We start from the raw sequence: 19103 nt of genomic DNA, 5'->3' as shown, positions 1-19103 counted from the left end.
ACTCCAGGGCGTGACGAAAACCCCCGCCCCCGCCACGTCCTCCGGCCGCTGGCGGGGCATCCTCTTCCCCCCGCCCAACCACGAGAACCGGGACAACCCCCTCGGGTCCTCATTCGTCCTGACCGTGATTGCGGTCTTCGTGCAGGGGCTATCCCGCTTCGGGTACAGCCTGCTGGTGGGCAACGTCCTGGGCAGCGAGATCCTGGGACAGGTCAACCTGGCCATCTCCCTCGCGCTGTTCCTGGTGCTGTTGTGGCCCCAGGCCTCCGGCAACGCGGCCTCGAAGTTCATCGCCATGGCGCGCGGGCAGCAGCACCGCGAGGAGCAGCTGTCCGTGGCGGTCTACACCTCCCGCACCGCGGCCCTCGCCTCAGCGGTCCTGGCCGTCGCCGCCGTGGTGATCGCCACCTGGTTCCTGCACCTGCCGCTGAGCTACGCGCTCTCCGCGGGTCTGCTCGTGGTCGCCCTGTCCGCGTACAACTTCGTGCGCGGCGTGCGCACCGGCAACAACCAGTTCGTCACCACCGCCATCTGGGACTGCATCAGCTCCGGCATCACCCTCACCCTGCTGCTGGTAGTGCTGCTGGGCGGCCTCACGCCGCTGCTGCTCCTGCCCCTGAGCATCGGCTACCTCTGCTACGCCGTCCCTGGCTGGCCCCGACGCTCCGGTGGCCAGCTGCCCGCGTCCCTCAAGCGGCAGATCAACTCGTTCACCGCGTGGGCCGCGGTCAACATCATCACGGCGTCAGGGTTGCTGCAGCTGTCCATGATGCTCGGCAAGCACTACGACACCCCGCTGGCCGTCGGGCAGTACTCGGCCGCGGTGAGCATCGCGACCCCCGCGAGCATGCTCTCCTCGTCCATGCTCGTGGCCCTGGCACCCGCCGTCGCCCGCATGTACACCGCCGGGGACATGGCGGGAGTCCAGCGCCAGCTCGACTCGATCCTGCGCGTGATGGTGCTCGTGTTCCTGCCGGTGTTCGGGGTGGGGATCCTGTGGGCCAGACCTGTGATCCATCTGCTCTACAACGCCCGGGCCCACGAGTTCGAGGGCGCCGTACCCCTGCTGATGGTCCTGTTCTTCGCCGTGTCCGCCACCAGTTTCAACGCCTCCAACTCGCGCCTCAACGGCGGGGAGAGCTGGGGTGTCCGCGCGCTCGCCGGCTGCAACGCCCTGGGTCTGGTCCTCGGCATCGCCACCGTCCTGTGGTGGGGGCCGAGCCTCGGAATCATGTCAGCGGCGCTGGGCTACCTGGTCGGGTGCCTCGTGAGCTCCCTGGGGCCCCTGGTCATCGTGTGGATCCACGACCGCATGCACTGGGCGGGGCTGATGACGCGGGTGGCCCTGGGCTACCTGTTGATCCTGGCGGCCCTGTGGTTCATCCTCACCCTGCCGGGTCTGGGCACCACCGTGGTGGCGACCCTGAGTTTCCTCGTTGCCTGGTGCGCGATCTCGTGGCGCGACCTCGCCCCGCGGATGGCCATGGTGGCCCGCAGGCTGCGGCGCTCCTGAGCCACGGCCGTACCGGCCTCAGGGACGGCAACACTTTACGAGTCCTCGCCGGTACCTCGCGATCTGCACGGCGCTGGCCACGGCCACGCGCACAGGTGCCTGCCGTGCAAGCAGCCAGCGCGGGCCCTCGGTGAGCAGTGCCGCAGGAGTCCCGAACCGTCGTCGCGCCTCGAGGGCCGCGAGCAGCTCCCCCTCCTCCGCAGTGCCCTCGAGCAGGCTGAGCACGCGCCGGTCTGCACGCGAGAGCTGGTCCGCGACGTGCGGGGCGAAGCCCAGGAGCTCCGCGGCCACTGATTTCGTGGCCTGGGCCCTCCCCTCTCCCCACTGTCCTGAACGCACCGAGCGCTCCACGGCGGGAAAGAAGTTCACGCGGACGTACTTCAGGACGAACGAGGTGCGGAACGCAGCGGACACCCCGGCAAACCAGGGCTTGAGTGCGAGGTCCAGGGCCGCGGCCACCTCGTCCCGGATGGGAAGGGGCTGCCGGGAGACCCTCGCATCCGCATCCGTGTGGACCAGATAGCCCGGCGTCCCCGGGGCAAGGTCGACCCGGCGCGCCCCTGTGCAGAGCGCCACGACGAAGGACTGGTCCTCACCGGTACGGACGTCCTCGTCGAAGTACGCGCTCAGACGGCGGGCCATGGCCACGCGCACCAGACCGAACGCGGAACTCCGGTAGGCCAGCCGGTCCCTGACGGGATCGAGCCGGGCAGAGCGGAACGGACGGGTGATGGGGGTGATGTCCACGCGGTCGTTCTCGTGGTGCTGGAACGGCATCACGAGGTCGCTTCCCCGGTGCTCCGCGATCCCGATCCAGCGGGTCACGGCGCCCGGGTCAAGGGTGTCGTCGCTGTCCAGGAAGCTGACGTAGCGGGCGGTGGTGCGGCGCAGCGCCTCGTTGCGCGGGACTGCGGCGGTGGTTCCCCGGTCCTCGCACTCCAGCACCTGCACGGCCGCACGGTGCTCCGGGGGCAGCATCTCTCGGACCTGGTCCCCGGTGAGGTGGTGGGCCACCACGGTCACGCGGCACTGACCCGGCGCAGCCCCTCGGGCGGCCAGCCATGCTGAGGCCACGGCGCGTGCGAGCGGTCGCGAGGTGGAGTGGACGGGGATCACGATGTCCACGAGCGGATGAGCCGGGTGTTCGAGCATGCCACCAGGATAATTGAGCCCCGTCCGGGGAACCGCCAGCCGATCCTCGTGGACCCCTTCGGGAGGGCGCCTCGGCACATCTGACCCCTGGCACACGGGCACACGGGCACACGGGCACACGGGCACACGGGCACACGGGCAGGTCTACCCCGTGGGGCGTCTGCCCCAGGACGCCCGGGCACGTCGTTCGCCTGCCGCGTCGGCGCCTGAACATCCAAGCCTCTGTGCGCCTCGGTTCCGCGCGGGGCGTCCCGTGCCGAGGGAGCCTGGCTCGACTCAGCCCTGGGACGCGAGCACGAACGGCAGGACCGCCTCCGCCCCCGCTCTCCGCAGCTCCCGGGCCGCGACGGTGAGGCTCCACCGGCTGTCGACGAGGTCGTCCACCAGCAGGATGCTCGCCTGTGGGGCGGACCCGAGCTGCTCGGCAAGCTGCGGCGGGACCACGAAACGGTCCCACACCTCTGCCAGCCGGTAGGCGCTGTTGCCGCCGTGGCTGCCCCGGGGGATGTCCGGATTCAGATTTAGCGCACCCCAGTACGGCAGGTGCCCGGCGGAGGCGATCCCGCGGGCGAGAGAGTCCACGAGCCGCGGCCGGGACACGGACGGCATGGCCACCACAGCGGTGGGCCGCCGCTGCCAGTCCCACTGGGCGAGCACGGAGATGCTCGCCCGCCCGAGGTCCGCCGTGACCTCGGAGTCCACGGGTGCACCGTCCTCCCCCGCCCGGAAGACCTCCCGCAGCCGCTGGCCCCAGCCGAGATCCGTGAGCCGTGCCAGCGCCCTGCCACGCTCGGCCCGCTCCGTCTCCGGGATCTTCCCCTTCAGCGGCAGCCCAAGCCTGTCCATGCCCGTGGGCCACTGGGCACGCGGCTCGACCGGCAGGCCTGCCCGGTGCAGAGCGGCGTCCGCGGCGTCCGAGGCCTGGGCGTCGACACCCGTGGCGTACCAGGGCCCCGCGCACACATCGCACCGCCCGCAGGGCTGCGCCGTGGGATCGTCCAGCTGCCGGGTGAGGAACCGCATGCGGCACTCGGTGGTGGCCTGGTAGTCCAGCATGGCCTGCTGCTCGGCTTCCCGAGCCCGCCGCACGCGCTCGTAGCGCGGGGCGTCGTAGCTCCACGGCCTGCCCGTACTCTGCCAGCCGCCGGCCACGCGCTCCACGGCGCCGTCCACCGCGAGCACCTTCAGCAGCAGCTCCAGGGGCGAGCGCTTGATGTTGACCCGGGGCTCCAGCGCGGCCACCGACAGCGGCCCGCCGTGCTCCGCGAGCGCCGTGAGCACCGCCATGGCCTTCTCCTGCGTGGGCATGGAGGCTGTGGCGAAGTACTCCCAGATCTCCCGGTCCTCGGCTCCGGGCAGCAGCAGGACGTCCGCACTGTCCGTGGCACGCCCGGCTCGTCCCACCTGCTGGTAGTAGGCGACCGGTGAGGACGGCGCACCCAGGTGCACCACAAAGCCGAGATCCGGCTTGTCGAAGCCCATGCCCAGCGCGGACGTGGCCACGAGGGCCTTGACCTGATTCTCCTTGAGTGCGGCCTCGAGCTCCTCGCGCTCCGCGGCGTCCGTGCGGCCGGTGTAGGAGGCGACGGCGTGCCCGGCGTCCGACAGCGCCCGCGCGGTGTCCTCCGCCGCACCGATGGTCAGGGCGTAGATGATCCCGCTGCCCGGCAGCTCCTCGAGGTGCTGGAGCAGCCACGCGAGCCGGATGGCGGCGGAGGGCAGCTTCAGCACGCCGAGCCGCAGGGACGCCCGGGAGAGGGGACCGCGCAGCATGAAGACCTCCTGCTGGTATCCGGAGCCCACGCCGAGCTGCTCGCGGACGTCCTCGATCACGCGCTCGTTCGCGGTGGCCGTGGTGGCCAGCACTGCCACGGACTCCGGCAGGTCCGCGAGCATGTCCTTGATCCGGCGGTAGTCCGGGCGGAAGTCGTGTCCCCAGTCCGAGATGCAGTGTGCCTCGTCCACCACGAGCAGGCCGAGCCGGGAGACGAGCTGCGGGAGCTGCTCGTCTCGGAAGCGCGGGTTGTTGAGACGTTCCGGGGAGACGAGCAGGACATCCAGCTCCCCGCGGTCCAGTGCCGCGCTGATCTCGGACCACTCCGTGGGGTTGGCGGAGGAGATGGCCGCGGCGCGCACACCCGCGCGCTGCGCGGCGGAGACCTGGTCCCGCATCAGCGCCAGCAGCGGAGAGATGATGAGGGTTGGCCCGAAGCCCTGGGCGCGCATCAGCAGCGCCGAAAGGAAGTAGACGGCGGACTTCCCCCACCCTGTGCGCTGGACCACGAGCGCCCGGCGGTGGTCCTGGACGAGCGCCGAGATGGCCTCGAACTGCCCCGGGTGGAAGTCCGCCGCGGGGCTGCCCGTGAGGTCCCGCAGGTGGCGCTGCGCGCGCTCGCGCAGCGAAGTGGTGCCGTGTTCCGCCGTCTCGGTCATGGGCGAAGTCTCGCAGGTGCCTCGGACACGAATAAGCGGCCTGCGGTGCCGGCGCGGGGCTGCCCGTTAACGTGATACGTCCGCTGCACCCGGACCCTTCCCCCGAAGCGGTCCTCTCGGTGCAGCGGACGCACACGCCGGTAACCGGCGCGGATCAGATCCGCTCGGAGCACACGCCCCCCGGCGTGGACCCCGTTGCAACGCTCCACAAGACGTCCCGGTCCTGTCACGCCCCCAGCGTGTCAGGGGACCGGATCACGACGATCTGCGCGGCCCGTATTCCCCCCGGTCATGACCGCGCGTCGCTCGTTCTCCCGTGGTGCGATGACTTCATGCTGACACGTCACTCCCGGGATTTCCACCGCTGCGGAAGCACCTGCAGACCCATCACAATTCTGTGGACAAGCCACTTACAAAGCATATTCACGCATGTCAGAAGCCGTTTATAGGCGGTCGAACCCCGCCACCGCGGCGGCCCGACCCGGCGCACGTACCGCAAAATGGGGACAGACCGAACGACCGGTGGGCCCGCTGCAGGACGCCGGAGGCCACACATGAAGAAGCCCCGCGCCGGTCGGAACCGGGACGGGGCTGGAGGGTGCGCCCTGTGGGGCTCGAACCCACGACCCATGGATTAAAAGTCCACTGCTCTACCAACTGAGCTAAAGGCGCGTGCCCGATCTCGCGGTGCGGCGATCGGGCACCGCCACTCTACCGCAGGCACGCCGCGGATTCGCTCCGCCCGTCCGCGCGGCGTCGTCGCTCCTCGTGCCTCCGGCTGCGACGGGCCTTAAAGTGGGGGTGCGCGGCAGTGGGAAGTGCCAGGCAGTGCGGATCCCGGCGGCGGGGAACCCGCGGTGGGACCCGCACGGTGTGGGATCCTTGGGGCAACATCCGAACCCGCCGTGCAGGCCCCGCCACCGGGGTCCTGCCAGCCCCGGCCCGCCGCGCCACCGCCGTACCCGGGCCGACCCCCAATCCCCAGGAGTGATCCGTGAGCACCGTTCCCATGACCAAGCTGGGCCCCTCGCCCGTCACGGAGTACCTGCGCCGCGTCGTGGCGGACCTGCGCGAGGTGGAGGGCGGCGCCGTCAACACCTCGATCCCGGAGCTTGCGAACGCGGACCCCTCGACCGTGGGCATCGCCGTGGCCACCGTGGACGGCGCGCTGTACCAGGCCGGTGACACCAAGCAGGAGTTCAGCATCCAGTCCATCTCCAAGGCCTTCACGTATGCGCAGGCGCTGACGGACCGCGGTGTGGAGGGTGTCTTCGAGAAGATCGACGTGGAGCCCAGCGGGGACGCCTTCAACGAGATATCCCTGCAGCCGGACACCGGACGTCCCTCCAACCCCATGATCAACGCCGGGGCCATCGCGTCCACCTCGCTGGTGCGCAACACGTCCCACGGCTCGCGCATGGAGCGCATCCTGCGGCTGTACTCGCGCTGCGCCGGCCGGCAGCTGCGGATCAACAAGACCGTGCAGGCACAGGAGCGCCGGGCCGGGGACCGCAACCGCGCCCTGGGCTGGCTGCTGACCTCCCGCGGGATCATCGAGGGCGATCCCACACGCGCCCTGGAAGACTACTTCAGCCAGTGCGCGGTGATGCTCAACTGCGTGGACCTGGCCCGGATGGGTGCCACGCTCGCCGCGGGCGGCAGGAACCCGGTGACCGGGGAGCGTGTGCTGGAGCCCCCGGTGGTCTCGGACGTCCTGTCCGTGATGAGCACGTGCGGCATGTACGACGACGCCGGGCGCTGGGCGCTGCGCGTGGGTTTGCCCGCGAAGTCGGGTGTGAGCGGCGGCGTCGTCGCTGTGCTGCCCGGCCAGCTCGCGGTGGCGGTGTTCTCCCCGCCGCTGGACCGGCACGGAAACTCGGTGCGCGGCGTGGCGGCGTGCGAGCGGCTCACCAAGGACCTGGACCTGCACTTCGCGCGCACCGAGCGCAACGGACACTCCACCGTGCGCGCCGAGTACACCCTCGCGGAGGCGCCGTCCCTCGTGCGTCGCAACGAGGCCGCCACGGAGGTCCTCGAGGAGCACGGTGAGGACGCACGGATCATCGAGCTGCAGGGGGACCTGCGCTTCGCGGGTGCGGAGACCGCCGTCCGCACGGTGCGGGAGGCCGCACGGCAGTCCCGCTACGTGCTCGTGGACATCCGCCAGGTGGACGACATGGCTCGGTTCGTGATCCCCATGCTCGGTCGCGCGGCGGAGCAGGTGGAGAACACGGGCCACCACGTGGTGCTGATCGCGGAGAAGGGCAACGAGCACGCCGGGCATCTGGAGCACCCCATGCCGGTGTTCACCACGCGCGCCGAGGCCCTCACCTGGGCTGAGGACCGGATCCTCGAGGAGTTCGGCGGAGGCGAGTGCACTCCGGACAAGGTGGCCTCCACCCGCTCCGAGCTGCTGAGCACCATGGACGAGGAGGACGTCCGCCGCATCCGCGCGCACACCGAGCCCGTGTCGTGGGACGCCGGCGCCACCGTGCTACGCGCCGGCCAGAAGTTCAACGGCGTGTTCATGGTGACCTCGGGGCGTGTGGAGGTCTCCCGCCGCTCCCCGCAGGGCGACCGGGTGGAGCTGGAGATCATCGGCCCGGGAATGAGCTTCGGCGAGATCGCCATGGGCACCGGGCTGCGCCACCTGGTGAGCTTCACGGCCCTGTCGGACGTCACCGCCCAGCGGCTGTCCCCGGAGGCCATCGCGCAGATCGAGGAGGAGGACCCGCGCCTGGCGCTGCGCTGGTGGCGAGCCGTAGGCCAGCAGGCGATGCTGCGCATCGAGGAGCGCTGGCGCCAGCGCGCCGGGGAGACCCACACGGCCGGCTGAGCTCGTGACCGCGGTCATGAACCGGCCGGGGACCCCGGGCGTACACTCGGGCGCATGCCCGAACGCCGTACTCACCACTCACCCGTGAAGTTCTCACCGCAGATGTTCGAGGCCCAGGAGGGCGGGACCGATCCCGCTCGGGTCTCCGAGGCCGCGCACCTCGCCGCCCAGGCCCTCGTCTCCCGCGGCAGGGACTCCCAGGACCCTGCGGTCCGGGAACGCCTGGTGCGCCTCACGGACGAGCAGGGCCTCGAGGGGATCGCCGAGATGTGGTCCGAGGCCCCCGCGGTGTCCCTGCCGGGCACGCTCTGGCGCCTCTACGCGCTGCGTGCCTCCGCACGCAAGGACCCGGACCGCATGAGCCGCTGGTTCGCCGCCGGGCGGTACACCGCGCAGGTGCCGAACGTCGTGGCCGGGGTCGCGGACCCGCCGGGTGCGCAGGAGATCTGCGACGTCGCGGACACCATCCTCTCTGGCGCGTTCGAGGGCGAGTTCGACGTCGCCCTGGAGCGTTTCGCGGCGTTCGCCCGGGTGGTCGCCGCGGGCCAGGAGCACACACTGGACGTGCCCGGTCTCAGCGTGCGCGATCCGTGGGAGCGGATCCCCCGGCTGCTGCGCACGGCCGAGGACCTGGAGGCCGCCGCGCAGGCCTGGCGGGCCGGCTCGCTCGAGTAGGCACCGCGGCGTCGTCGCCCACCGCGCCCGCGCCGTCGGCCTCGCCGGGGACGCCGTCGTCGACGCCGTGCTGTCGTCGCCCACCACGCCCACGTTGCCGGGCCGCAACGCCGGGCCGCGCCTGGTGCCGCCCACGGGGTGCCGCGGTGCGGCGGATCGGGCCTCGCCCCACCGGGGTTGAGGCGGCCCCGGGGGCTCGCGCTACGATGGGTGTAGGTGTCGGGCCGTGGCAGCCCCGGGCTCCATCATTTAGCCGCTTCGAGCGGCCTTCCGCCGAGAGGCGCTCCCGGTCCGGCACCGCCTACTTCTCCCCCTCTCTTCGCGCGGGTTTGCGCGCCTCCACCCGTGCCCCGTCACGGTACTCCCCACCTGTAACCTTCGTTCGGTACAGTTGCGCCGACACGAAGCCGAGAACGAGGCTGACGGAGCCCAGGACGCGGGAGGACGGACGGATGGCCTTTCGGATCTTCCCGGAGGACGAGCGCGTCACGGACCTGCTGGTCCAGATGGCCCAGTGCGTCCTGACGGCGGTGGAGCAGCTCTCGGAGCACCTCGGGCAGATCGACAAGGTCTGGGAGCTGCCCATCCCGGACCTCCTGGACACCGAGGACCGCTGCACCAACCTCTACTTCTCCCTGATGACCACCACGCGCTCCTCCTACGTGGTGCCCATCCCCCGCCAGGACGTCTACGTGCTGGGCCACTGGCTGCTGCGCGCCGTGCAGTGCCTCGTGGCGTGCGCCGAGCTCCACCGCCAGTACAAGGTGGAACGGCCCAGCTCCCACGCCACCGAGCAGCTCGCCGTAATCCAGCACATGGCCCACATGACGCTCAAGGCCATGGGCCGCCTGACCAGCCTGGAGGAGCTCGACGACTACTGGTTCGAGATGATCCGGCTGACCCGCCAGGCCGAGCGCACCCAGCGCAGCTACCGGGCCAGCCTGCTGGACGAGTTCAAGGCCGGTCAGGCCATCCGCCGAATGGACACCGCCCAGCAGCTCTTCGACGCCGCGCAGGCCCTCGGCCAGGTCTCCTCCGAGGTGGGCCGGATCCTCGTGACGGAGTCCTGAGCCCGTGACCGAGCTGCTGGCCCTGCTGGGGATCCTCCTCACGCTCGTCTTCACGGTGGTCAACGGCTTCCACGACGCCTCCAACGCCGTGGCGCTGCCCGTGCGCTTCAACGCCCTCACCCCGCGCGTGGCGCTGTGGCTGGGAGCGGTGTTCAACCTCGTGGGCGCGCTGCTCGTGGGGCTGGTGCTGAACCGGATGATCACCTTCGAGATCCCCGTGCCGTTGGACGTGGTGGGGGTCGTGGCGCTGCTGTGCTCGCTCGTGACCGCGATCGGCTGGGACCTCGCCACCTGGTGGTGGCGGATGCCGTCCTCCTCCACCGCGGCGATCGGCGGCGCGGTGGTGGGTGCCCTGCTGGGGGCGCGCGCCGTGGGGCTGCTCCACGGCCCCCTGCCGGTGGGCCCCTACCTCTCGTGGAACGTGCTGGTGCCCCTGGTCGTCTCCCCGGTGGTCGCGTTCACTGCCGCCTACCTGCTGGTGCCGCCCCTGGTGCACCTGGTCCGCCACGAGACGCCGGGGCGCGTGAACTTCCGCTCGGGCGTGGTGCAGGCCACGGGTGCCGCGGCCATCCACTTCGGCCACGGGATCCAGCACGCCCGCCGCACCCTGTGGATCCTCATGGTCCTGATGCTCGTGCTCGGCTCCGGCTTCTCCCGCGGCAGCATCCCCGTGTGGCTGGTCCTGCTGGTGGGCCTCTGCCTGGGCTTCGGGACGCTGCTGGGCGGGTGGCGGATCGCCTACACGCTCTCCTCGCGCGTGGTCACCCTGGACCCCCTGCGCGGTGCGATCGCCCAGACGGTCTCCGGCGCCCTGCTCTTCGTGGGCGGCTTCCTCTCCCCCATCCCGCTGTCCACCTCGCAGACGAGCACGGGCGCGATCCTCGGCGCCGGCTCCACCCAGAAGTTCCGCACCGTCTACCACAAGACCGTGGTGCGCCTGCTCCTCACGTGGATCGTCACCGCCCCGCTGTGCGGGCTGGTCTCGGGGATGCTCTTCCTCGCGCTGTCTCCCCTTCTCCCCGCCCTGCTCTGAGCCGACGACGACGCTGCACGGCCACGTCCGGACGCCACTGCCCTGTCCCCGTGCCCGAAGCCTGAGCCCGAGCCACGGGTGACCCGGCCCCGCACCCATAGCGGCACGGCCCCATCCCGGGGGCCATGCGACGTCGTCGTGCCCTGCCGCGCCATCCAGAGGATCAGCCGAAGCGCCCCGAGACGTAGTCCTCGGTCTCCTGCTTCTGCGGCGTGTTGAAGATCTCGGACGTGGGCGCGTACTCGATCAGGCGCCCGGGCTTGCCGGTGCCCTCGATGTTGAAGAACGCGGTCTTGTCCGAGACACGCGAGGCCTGCTGCATGTTGTGGGTCACGATCACCACGGTGTAGTCGGTCTTGATGTCGTTGATGAGGTCCTCGATGGCCAGCGTGGAGATGGGGTCCAGCGCGGAGCACGGCTCGTCCATGAGGATCACCTCGGGCTTCACCGCGATCGCGCGGGCGATGCACAGGCGCTGCTGCTGCCCGCCGGAGAGCCCCGATCCCGGCTTGCCCAGCCGGTCCTTGACCTCGTTCCACAGGTTGGCGCCGCGCAGGGAGCTCTCCACGAGGTCGTCGGCGTCGCTGCTCGAGATCCGCTTGTTGTTCAGCTTCACGCCCGCCAGGACGTTGTCCCGGATGGACATGGTGGGGAACGGGTTGGGGCGCTGGAAGACCATCCCCACCATGGAGCGCACGGTGACCGGGTCCACGCCCTTGCCGTAGAGGTCGTCCCCGTCCAGGAGCACCTTGCCCTCCGCGCGCGCCCCGGGGATGACCTCGTGCATGCGGTTGAGGGTGCGCAGGAACGTGGACTTGCCGCAGCCGGAGGGGCCGATGAAGGCGGTCACGGAGCGCGGCTCGATGTTCATGCTGACGTCCTGCACGGCCAGGAAGTCGCCGTAGTGGACGTTGAGGTGTTCGACGTCGATGCGTTTCGACATGGGTGTCAGTCCTTCGCTCAGGTGGTTAGGGCCGCGCTCAGCGCCCGGCGGTCTTGGGGGCGAACGCCCGGGCGATCAGGCGCGCCACGAGGTTCAGCAGCATCACGATGATGATGAGGATCAGGGCCGCGGCCCACGCCCGCTGCAGCGAGGGGTCGGGGTTCGTGGGCGACGTCGGGTTCATGATCTGGTAGTAGATGAACGTGGGCAGCGTGGTCATCCAGCCGGAGAACGAGTTCCAGTTGATGGCCGTGGCGAAGCCCGCCGTCACCAGCAGGGGCGCGGTCTCACCGATCACGCGCGCGATCGCCAGCGTCACGCCGGACGCGATGCCCGAGATCGCGGTGGGGATGACCACCTTGAGGATGGTGCGCCACTTGCGCACGCCCAGCGCGTAGGAGGCCTCGCGCAGCTCGTTGGGCACGATCCGCAGCATCTCCTCCGTGTTCTTGACCACCGTGGGGATCATCAGCACGGTCAGTGCCACGGCGGCCACGAAGCCCGTGCGGGTGGAGGGCCCGAAGATCATCCCGAACAGGGCCGCGGCGAAGAGACCGGCCACGATGGACGGGATGCCGGTCATCACGTCCACGAAGAACGTGATCGCCTTGCCGAGCCAGCCGCCCTGGGAGTACTCGACCAGGTAGATGGCGGTGAGCAGGCCCACCGGCACCGACATGACCGTGGCCCAGAAGGTGATGGACACCGTGCCCACGATCGCGTGGTACGCACCGCCCACCACCTCGCCGGAGGATCCCGCGGTGTTGTCCTGCAGGCCGGTGACCCCGTTCATGGAGGTCCACAGCATGTTGCCGGTCAGCCCGGGGACGCCGTTGACGAGCACCGTCCAGATCACGGAGACCAGCGGGATGACCGCCAGGACGAAGGCCGTGTAGACCAGGAAGGTCATCAGCGAGTCCTTCCCGGCGCGGGAGCCCTCGATGAGCCCCACGGCGAGCGGTCCCACCACCAGGAAGATCACCGCGGCGAACAGCGCCCACAGGGCGATGCCGAAGCCCACCAGCGCGGCGAGCGCGGCACCCGCCACCACGGCGACGACGCCCACCACGGGCACGAGCCAGCGGGGCCGCTGCCCGCGCGTGAGCTTGGAGCGGCGCACCGGCGAGACGCCGGGGCCGGGCTGGGAGGTCTGCGTGGACGTGGACATCAGTTGGCCCCCGAGAATTCCTTGTAGCGGGCGATGATGGCGCGGGCAATCATGTTGACCACCAGGGTGATGAGGAACAGCACCAGCCCGGCGGCGATCAGCTCGGACAGCCGCAGGCCGTAGGCCTCCGGGAAGTTCAGGGCGATCTCCGCCGCGATGGTCTGGTTGCCGGACTTGACGAGGGACGCGATCATCGGTCCGGACGAGAGCACCAGGGCCACCGCCATGGTCTCGCCGAGGGCGCGGCCGAGCGCGAGCATGATCGAGGAGACGATCCCCGGGCGCGCGAAGGGCAGCACGGACATGCGGATCATCTCCCAGCGCGTTGCGCCCAGGGCGAGCGCGGCCTCCTCGTGCAGCTTGGGGGTCTGGGAGAAGATCTCGCGGGACATGGACGTGATGATGGGCAGGATCATGATGGCGAGCACGATGCCCGCGGTGAGCATGGTCTTGCCGGTCTGGGACGCGGGGCCCGTGAAGAAGGGGATGAACCCGGCGTGCTCGCTGAGCCAGGTGTACAGCGGCACGAGCGCGGGGGCGAGCACGGTGGCGCCCCACGCGCCGTAGATCACGGAGGGGATCGCCGCGAGCAGGTCGATCACATAGCCGACCGGGGTGGAGATCCGCGCCGGTGCGTAGTGCGAGATGTAGAGGGCCACGAGGATGCCCACGGGCGTGGCGATCAGCAGGGCGATCACCGAGGCGATCAGCGTTCCGACCACGAGCGGGCCGATGTAGCTGAAGAACCCGGCGCCCCCGGTGATCTCGGCCGCGGGGGCGGTGAACGTGGGCAGCGCCTGCAGCAGCAGGAACAGCGCCACGGCCGCCAGGACCGCGAAGATCAGGATCCCCGCGGCCAGGCTGAGCCCGGAGAAGACGGCGTCACCGGCACGCCCGCCCGCGGACGAGCTGGTCCCGGGTCTGCGTGCGCTAAGGGTGGTGGACATGGAACAGTCCCTTCGATCAAGGTCTGGTGCGTGCTGGGCGAAGGCCACCGCCCAGCCTAGGGGCTCGTGGGCCCCGGGGGGCGTGGCTGCGGCGTCGGCTCCCCATGAGGTGCCGACGCCGCGTCCGTGCGCTGCGGGCGGGTCAGCCCTTCGCGGAGATGGACTCCACGGCGGCCTTGGCCTCGTCCCGCAGGGACTGGGACAGCGGGGCGGAGCCGGCGGAGTCCGCGGCGGCCTTCTGGCCGTCCTCGGAGACCACGTACTTCTCGAAGGACTTCACGAGGTCCGCCGTCTCCTGGGAGTCGTAGGTGGAGCACACCACGTGGTAGGAGATCAGCACCAGCGGGTAGGCCCCGGCCTCCGTGGTGGCGCGGTCGATGTCGATGGCCATGTCGTGCTCGCCGCGGCCCTCGACCTGCTTGGAGACCTCCACCGCCTTGGCGGCGGCGTCCGCGGAGTGGGCCACGTACTTCTCACCCACCTTGATGGCCGCGGTGCCGAGGTCCCCCACGGCGGAGGAGTCCGCGTACGTCACGGCGCCCTCGGTGCTGGAGGTCGTGGAAACCACGCCGGAGGTGCCCTTGTTGTTCTCGGCCGCGTACTTGGTGGGCCACGCCTGGGCTGGCTTGTCCGTCCAGTCCTGGGGCGCGGCCTTGGAGAGGTAGTCCGTGAAGTTCTCGGTGGTGCCCGAGTCGTCGCTGCGGTGCACCACGGTCACGGCGGTGTCCGGCAGGTCGGCGTCCGGGTTCTGCTTCTTGATCTCGTCCGCGTTCCACTTCTTGATCTCGCCCTTGAAGATCTTGGCGATCGTGGGCGCGTCCAGGTTCAGCGACTTCACACCCGGCAGGTTGAAGGCCACCGAGATCGGGGATACGTAGACCGGCAGGTCCATGGCCCCGGCGTCCCCGCACTGCTGCTTCGCCTGGGAGACCTCGTCCTCGGAGAGGTACGCGTCCGAACCGGCGAAGTTCGCCCCGCCCGCCAGGAACGCCTTGCGCCCCGCGCCGGAGCCGTCCGGCGAGTACTGCACCGTGGCACCGCTGTTCGCGGACTGGAAGCCGTTCTGCCACGCGGTCATGGCGGCCTGCTGCGAGGAGGCGCCGATGCCGGTCAGGGTCCCGGAGACCCCGCTCTGCTCCCCCGAGCCGCCCCCGGCACTTCCGGTGGGGTTGTCGGAGCCGCAAGCGGTCAGGGCGAGGGCACCAATGGCCAGGACTGCGGCCGAGCGGCCGACGTGCGAAAGCTTCACAGTTTTTCCCTTCGAAAGCATGTACCGGTGGAGCGGGTGAACGGGGCCGAACGGGTCTCGGCGTGCACCACCGCAGCGCTCTCAGTGCGCCCAGCGCTCACCGTAGGCATCGAACGTGGACAGCGTCGGCCACGAAGGTGAACGGGCGATTAACAACTGGCACAGGGGCTGTCGGAGGGAGAGCCTAGGATGGCCTCATGGCCTCCTCGGAAGCAGCTACCCACCGCTCCCGACTCCGCCGTGTCCCCGAGATCGCGGGCCGTCGCGGCCGCACCGGGTGGGTGCGGATGACCGCAGGCTACTTTCAGGCGGTCCAGATGACGGTGGCCGCCGTGGGGGCGTACGTGATCGCCGAGCGGCTGCTGGGCCACCACGGCCCCATCTTCGCCGCCACCGCTGCCCTCGTCTCCCTCGGCTACGCCAAGGGAGGGCTGCGCTACCGCCGCGTGCTCGAGGTCTCCATCGGCTGCACGCTCGGGATCGTCGTGGGCGACCTCCTGATCCACCTGCTGGGTCCCGGGGAGTGGCAGGCCGCCGTCGTCCTGCTCGTGTCCCTGCTGCTCGCCCGGTTCCTGGACAACGGCGCCATCTTCACCACCCAGATGGGTCTGCAGTCTGTGCTCGTGGTGCTGCTGCCACCCTCCCAGGACGGCGTGTTCGCCCGCTCGCTCGACGCGGTCGTGGGCTGCTTGTGCGCGCTCGTGCTCGCGTACATCGTGCCGCAGGACCCGCGCCGCGAACCCCGCCAGGACCTCAGCAAGCTCATTGACGAGTTCACGCGCATTCTCACCGACTGCTCGCACGCCGTCGCGGACACCGACTCCCGGCTCGCGTGGCACGCTCTGGTCCGGGGACGCCAGACCCAGCCGCTGGTGGACTCGGTGCGCACGGGGCTCATGGGCTCGCGCGAGATCACGTACGCGTCCCCCCTCTACCGGCGCCACCGCCACGAGATCGACGAGCTGAGTGAGAGCATCCGCTACCTCGACCTCGCGGTGCGCAACTCCCGGGTCTTCGCACGCCGCCTCGCGTCCGTGCTCAACAGGGTCACGCTCGCCGACGACGCCGTGACTTCCCTCTCCGGGGCCCTCGCCGACCTCTCGGACGCCGTCCTGAGCCTGGGCCACGCCCTGGCCGAGAGCCACGAGCAGACGAGGGAGAGCTACCTGCGCCAGACGCGCAACGAGCTGTTCTCCGTGGCCCAGCGTCTGGAACCTGGTGCCATGGGCATCCGCACTATGGAGGGCGAGGCGCTCGTGCTGCTGCTGCGTCCCATGGTGGTGGACCTGCTCGAGGCCGCAGGGGTCTCCCACGAGACCGCCGCCAAGAGCCTCCCGGCGCTCGGCGGGCAGTGAGGCGGCGGGGCCGGCCCGGTCGCCTATGCGCGTCGGAGCCGCCCCCTATGGTGAGGCCATGAGCACGAAGACCCGTAAGCCCTCCGTGACCTACCGCTGCACGGAGTGTGGGTGGACCACCGCCAAGTGGGTGGGGCGCTGCGGTGAGTGCCAGGCCTGGGGAACCGTCCAGGAGATGGGCGGCAGCCAGGAGCACGGTCGCACCCGAGCGGCGTCCTCCGTGGCCACTCCGGCACGGCCCATCTCCCAGGTGGACTCCTCCGTCGCGCGGTTCACCCCCACCCAGGTTCCCGAGCTGGACAGGGTGCTCGGGGGCGGGCTCGTCCCGGGCGCCGTGATCCTGCTCGCCGGTGAACCCGGCGTGGGCAAGTCCACCCTGCTGCTGGACGCCGCCGCGAAGGTTGCCGCGGGCGCCGCGGGTGAGGCGATGCGCACCGCGGGGCCGAACGCCAGTACCGGCGAGGGCGCGGAACGCGCGTCCGGTTCGCGGGCAACGTCGTCCGGGGCCTCCCCTCGCACCGTGCTCTACGTGACCGGGGAGGAGTCCGCCGCGCAGGTGAAGCTGAGAGCCGAGCGGATCAACGCACTCTCAGACACGCTGTACCTGGCGGCGGAGTCGGACCTCTCGGCGGCACTGGCGCAAGTCGAGGCGCTGTCCCCGGACCTGCTGGTCGTGGACTCCGTGCAGACGTTGGCGAGCTCGGAGATCGAGGGCTCCGCCGGCGGTGTGAGCCAGGTGCGGGAGGTGGCCGCGAGCCTCATCCACGCCGCGAAGACCAGGAACATGACCACCCTGCTCGTGGGCCACGTGACCAAGGAGGGCTCGATCGCCGGGCCCCGGCTGCTCGAGCACCTCGTGGACGTGGTGTGCCAGTTCGAGGGTGACAAGCACTCGCGCATCCGGCTGCTGCGGGCCGTCAAGAACCGCTTCGGGCCCACGGACGAGGTGGGGTGCTTCGACCTCGAGGAGAACGGCATCCGCTCCGTCTCGGACCCCTCGGGACTGTTCGTCTCCCGCACCCCCGTGCCGGTGGCGGGCACGTGCCTGAGCGTCACGGTGGAGGGCCGCCGACCCCTGCTCGCCGAGGTCCAGGCGCTGCTGGACAAGTCGAGCACCGCGCAGCCGCGGCGGGCCACCGCCGGGCTGGACGGCTCCCGCGTAGCCATGCTGCTGGCCGTGCTGCAGCGCAGGGCCGGCGTGGCCCTCGCCTCCATGGACTGCTACGTCTCCACGGTGGGCGGGGTGCGGCTCACGGAGCCCGCCACGGACCTGGCCGTGTGCATGGCCCTGGCCTCCGCCGCGCAGGACCGCCCGCTGCCGCAGCGGCTCGTGTGCTTCGGGGAGATCGGGCTGGCCGGGGAGGTGCGGCCGGTGCCGGAGATCAACCGTCGGATCCAGGAGGTCGCCCGCCTGGGATTCACCCACGCGGTCGTCCCCGCCTCGCCCAGCGGCCCGGGGAAGATCCCGCCGGGGTTCTCGGTGCGGGAGGTCACCACGGTGAACCAGGCCATGGAGCTGCTCTTCCCGCCGCGGGCCGGCTGAGCCCGTGGGCCGCGGCGGGCGAGGACGGGCCGCGGGCTGGCCGCAGAGCCTGCACCACGCTGTGCGCGGCCCGTACAGAGACCCGTACATAGAATGGTGTCGTGGTGAAGACACGTGAAACCGCTCTGCGGAAGACCCTCGCGCGGGTCGCCCCCGGGACCGAGCTGCGGACCGGGCTGGAGCGCATCCTGCGGGGTCGCACGGGTGCGCTGATCGTCCTCGGCTTCGAGCGCTCCATGGAGTCGCTGTGCTCCGGGGGCTTCGACATCGACACGGACTTCACCCCCACCAAGCTGCGCGAGCTCGCCAAGATGGACGGTGCGATCGTGTGCGACAGGGACGCCTCCCGCCTCCTGAAGGCCGGGGTCCAGCTCATGCCGGATGCACGAATCACCACTCAGGAGTCCGGCACGCGGCACCGCTCCGCGGAGCGCACCGCCAAGCAGACCGGCCTGCCCGTGATCTCGGTGAGCCAGTCGATGAGCGTGATCACCATCTACGTGGACGACTACCGGTACGTCATCGAGGGCTCGCAGGCCATCATGGCCCGGGCGAACCAGGCGCTGCAGACCCTCGAGCACTACAGCCACCGTCTGGAGCAGGTGCTCGGGGCCCTCTCGGCCCTCGAGATCGAGGCGGCGGTGACCGCACGGGACGTCGCCCTCACCCTGCAGCGCATGGAGATGGTCCGGCGCATTTCGGAGGAGATCGGGTGGTACGTGCTGGAGCTCGGCGAGGACGGGCGGCTGATCTCCCTGCAGCTCGAGGAGCTCACCGCCGGCACCGGTCCCGGTCCGGACGTCGTCCTGCGGGACTACCTCCCGGACCCCACCCCCGCCGAGGAGCTGGACGCGGCCCTGGAGCGACTGGCGGAGCTGTCCTCCGCGGACCTCATCGACCTGCAGAAGGTCGCCTCCGCCGCGGGTCTCACGGCACCGCAGGGGAGCCTGGAGACAGACCTCCACCCCCACGGCTACCGGCTGCTCGAGGGGATCAAGTCCATGCCGCGCGCGGTGGCCAAGCGACTCGTGGCGCAGTTCGACGGGCTGCAGTCCCTGATGGCCGCGAACCTCGAGGACCTGATGTCCGTGGAGGGCATCGGCGAGCAGCGGGCCCGCACGGTCCGCGAGTCCCTCTCCCGCATGGCAGAGACGAGCCTGCTCGACCGCTTCATGTGAGCCGCTGC

14 protein-coding genes and 1 tRNA gene are annotated in these 19103 nt (G+C 70.8%); 8 read left to right on the top strand and 7 right to left on the bottom strand.

Going from position 1 to position 19103, the window contains the following annotated elements; translation table 11 throughout:
• Nucleotides 1-10: 10 nt before the first annotated feature.
• The gene (locus B3G12_RS09940) at nucleotides 11-1513 is read left to right on the top strand and encodes a lipopolysaccharide biosynthesis protein (RefSeq protein WP_290500159.1); all 1503 of its coding nucleotides are present in this window, start codon (nucleotides 11-13) and stop codon (nucleotides 1511-1513) included.
• An 18-nt stretch (nucleotides 1514-1531) separates the two neighbouring features.
• On the opposite strand, the gene B3G12_RS09935 is transcribed toward B3G12_RS09940, so the two are convergent.
• From B3G12_RS09935 to B3G12_RS09925, 3 genes are all read right to left on the bottom strand, one after another.
• Nucleotides 1532-2665 (bottom strand): glycosyltransferase, encoded by a 1134-nt coding sequence (locus tag B3G12_RS09935; protein WP_290500158.1) that lies wholly within the window; start codon nucleotides 2663-2665, stop codon nucleotides 1532-1534.
• 276 nt (nucleotides 2666-2941) lie between these two features.
• Entirely contained in the window at nucleotides 2942-5098 is a 2157-nt protein-coding gene (locus tag B3G12_RS09930) for a RecQ family ATP-dependent DNA helicase (protein WP_144943105.1), read from the bottom strand.
• Between the two features lie 599 nt (nucleotides 5099-5697).
• Nucleotides 5698-5770 (bottom strand) — tRNA-Lys (locus tag B3G12_RS09925).
• A 322-nt stretch (nucleotides 5771-6092) separates the two neighbouring features.
• Between B3G12_RS09925 and glsA the strand changes: the two genes are divergently transcribed.
• From glsA to B3G12_RS09905, 4 genes are all read left to right on the top strand, one after another.
• Nucleotides 6093-7934 carry a glutaminase A gene (glsA, locus tag B3G12_RS09920; protein ID WP_055082894.1) on the top strand — a complete coding sequence of 614 codons (1842 nt, stop codon included), beginning with the start codon at nucleotides 6093-6095 and terminating at the stop codon, nucleotides 7932-7934.
• A gap of 54 nt (nucleotides 7935-7988) precedes the next feature.
• A complete protein-coding gene (locus B3G12_RS09915; protein WP_055082896.1) occupies nucleotides 7989-8609 on the top strand; it encodes a hypothetical protein in 621 nt (206 codons plus the stop codon).
• Between the two features lie 452 nt (nucleotides 8610-9061).
• The gene (locus tag B3G12_RS09910; RefSeq protein WP_144943104.1) at nucleotides 9062-9679 is read left to right on the top strand and encodes a DUF47 domain-containing protein; all 618 of its coding nucleotides are present in this window, start codon (nucleotides 9062-9064) and stop codon (nucleotides 9677-9679) included.
• A 4-nt stretch (nucleotides 9680-9683) separates the two neighbouring features.
• Nucleotides 9684-10712: an inorganic phosphate transporter gene (locus tag B3G12_RS09905; RefSeq protein WP_144943103.1), complete on the top strand. Its 1029-nt coding sequence runs from the start codon at nucleotides 9684-9686 to the stop codon at nucleotides 10710-10712.
• Between the two features lie 163 nt (nucleotides 10713-10875).
• Here the strand turns inward: B3G12_RS09905 and pstB are convergent, their stop codons facing one another.
• The 4 genes from pstB to pstS form a co-directional block, all read right to left on the bottom strand.
• Nucleotides 10876-11655 (bottom strand): phosphate ABC transporter ATP-binding protein PstB, encoded by a 780-nt coding sequence (gene pstB / locus B3G12_RS09900; RefSeq protein WP_144943102.1) that lies wholly within the window; start codon nucleotides 11653-11655, stop codon nucleotides 10876-10878.
• Nucleotides 11656-11692: 37 nt separating this feature from the next.
• Nucleotides 11693-12823 (bottom strand): phosphate ABC transporter permease PstA, encoded by a 1131-nt coding sequence (gene pstA / locus B3G12_RS09895; RefSeq protein WP_126874642.1) that lies wholly within the window; start codon nucleotides 12821-12823, stop codon nucleotides 11693-11695.
• Nucleotides 12823-13770 carry a phosphate ABC transporter permease subunit PstC gene (gene pstC, locus B3G12_RS09890; protein WP_144943101.1) on the bottom strand — a complete coding sequence of 316 codons (948 nt, stop codon included), beginning with the start codon at nucleotides 13768-13770 and terminating at the stop codon, nucleotides 12823-12825. Before pstC ends, pstA begins: the two co-directional genes overlap by 1 nt.
• 142 nt (nucleotides 13771-13912) lie before the next feature.
• Nucleotides 13913-15019: a phosphate ABC transporter substrate-binding protein PstS gene (gene pstS, locus B3G12_RS09885; RefSeq protein ID WP_290500151.1), complete on the bottom strand. Its 1107-nt coding sequence runs from the start codon at nucleotides 15017-15019 to the stop codon at nucleotides 13913-13915.
• A 197-nt stretch (nucleotides 15020-15216) separates the two neighbouring features.
• Here pstS and B3G12_RS09880 point away from each other — a divergent pair, with 197 nt between their 5' ends.
• The 3 genes from B3G12_RS09880 to disA all read left to right on the top strand — a co-directional run bounded on the left by B3G12_RS09880 (nucleotide 15217) and on the right by disA (nucleotide 19095).
• The gene (locus B3G12_RS09880; protein ID WP_144943099.1) at nucleotides 15217-16374 is read left to right on the top strand and encodes an FUSC family protein; all 1158 of its coding nucleotides are present in this window, start codon (nucleotides 15217-15219) and stop codon (nucleotides 16372-16374) included.
• Between the two features lie 58 nt (nucleotides 16375-16432).
• Nucleotides 16433-17917 carry a DNA repair protein RadA gene (gene radA / locus B3G12_RS09875; RefSeq protein WP_055082910.1) on the top strand — a complete coding sequence of 495 codons (1485 nt, stop codon included), beginning with the start codon at nucleotides 16433-16435 and terminating at the stop codon, nucleotides 17915-17917.
• Nucleotides 17918-18018: 101 nt separating this feature from the next.
• On the top strand, nucleotides 18019-19095 hold the full coding sequence (gene disA / locus B3G12_RS09870) for a DNA integrity scanning diadenylate cyclase DisA (RefSeq protein ID WP_055082912.1): 1077 nt from the start codon (nucleotides 18019-18021) through the stop codon (nucleotides 19093-19095).
• Nucleotides 19096-19103 lie beyond the last annotated feature (8 nt).

The sequence above is a fragment of the Kocuria sp. UBA5001 genome (genome assembly GCF_002398425.1).
GTDB classification, from domain to species: Bacteria; Actinomycetota; Actinomycetes; order Actinomycetales; family Micrococcaceae; genus Kocuria; species Kocuria salsicia.
Note: the sequence above shows the minus strand (reverse complement) of the source record. Positions and strands in the feature narration are given on the sequence as shown.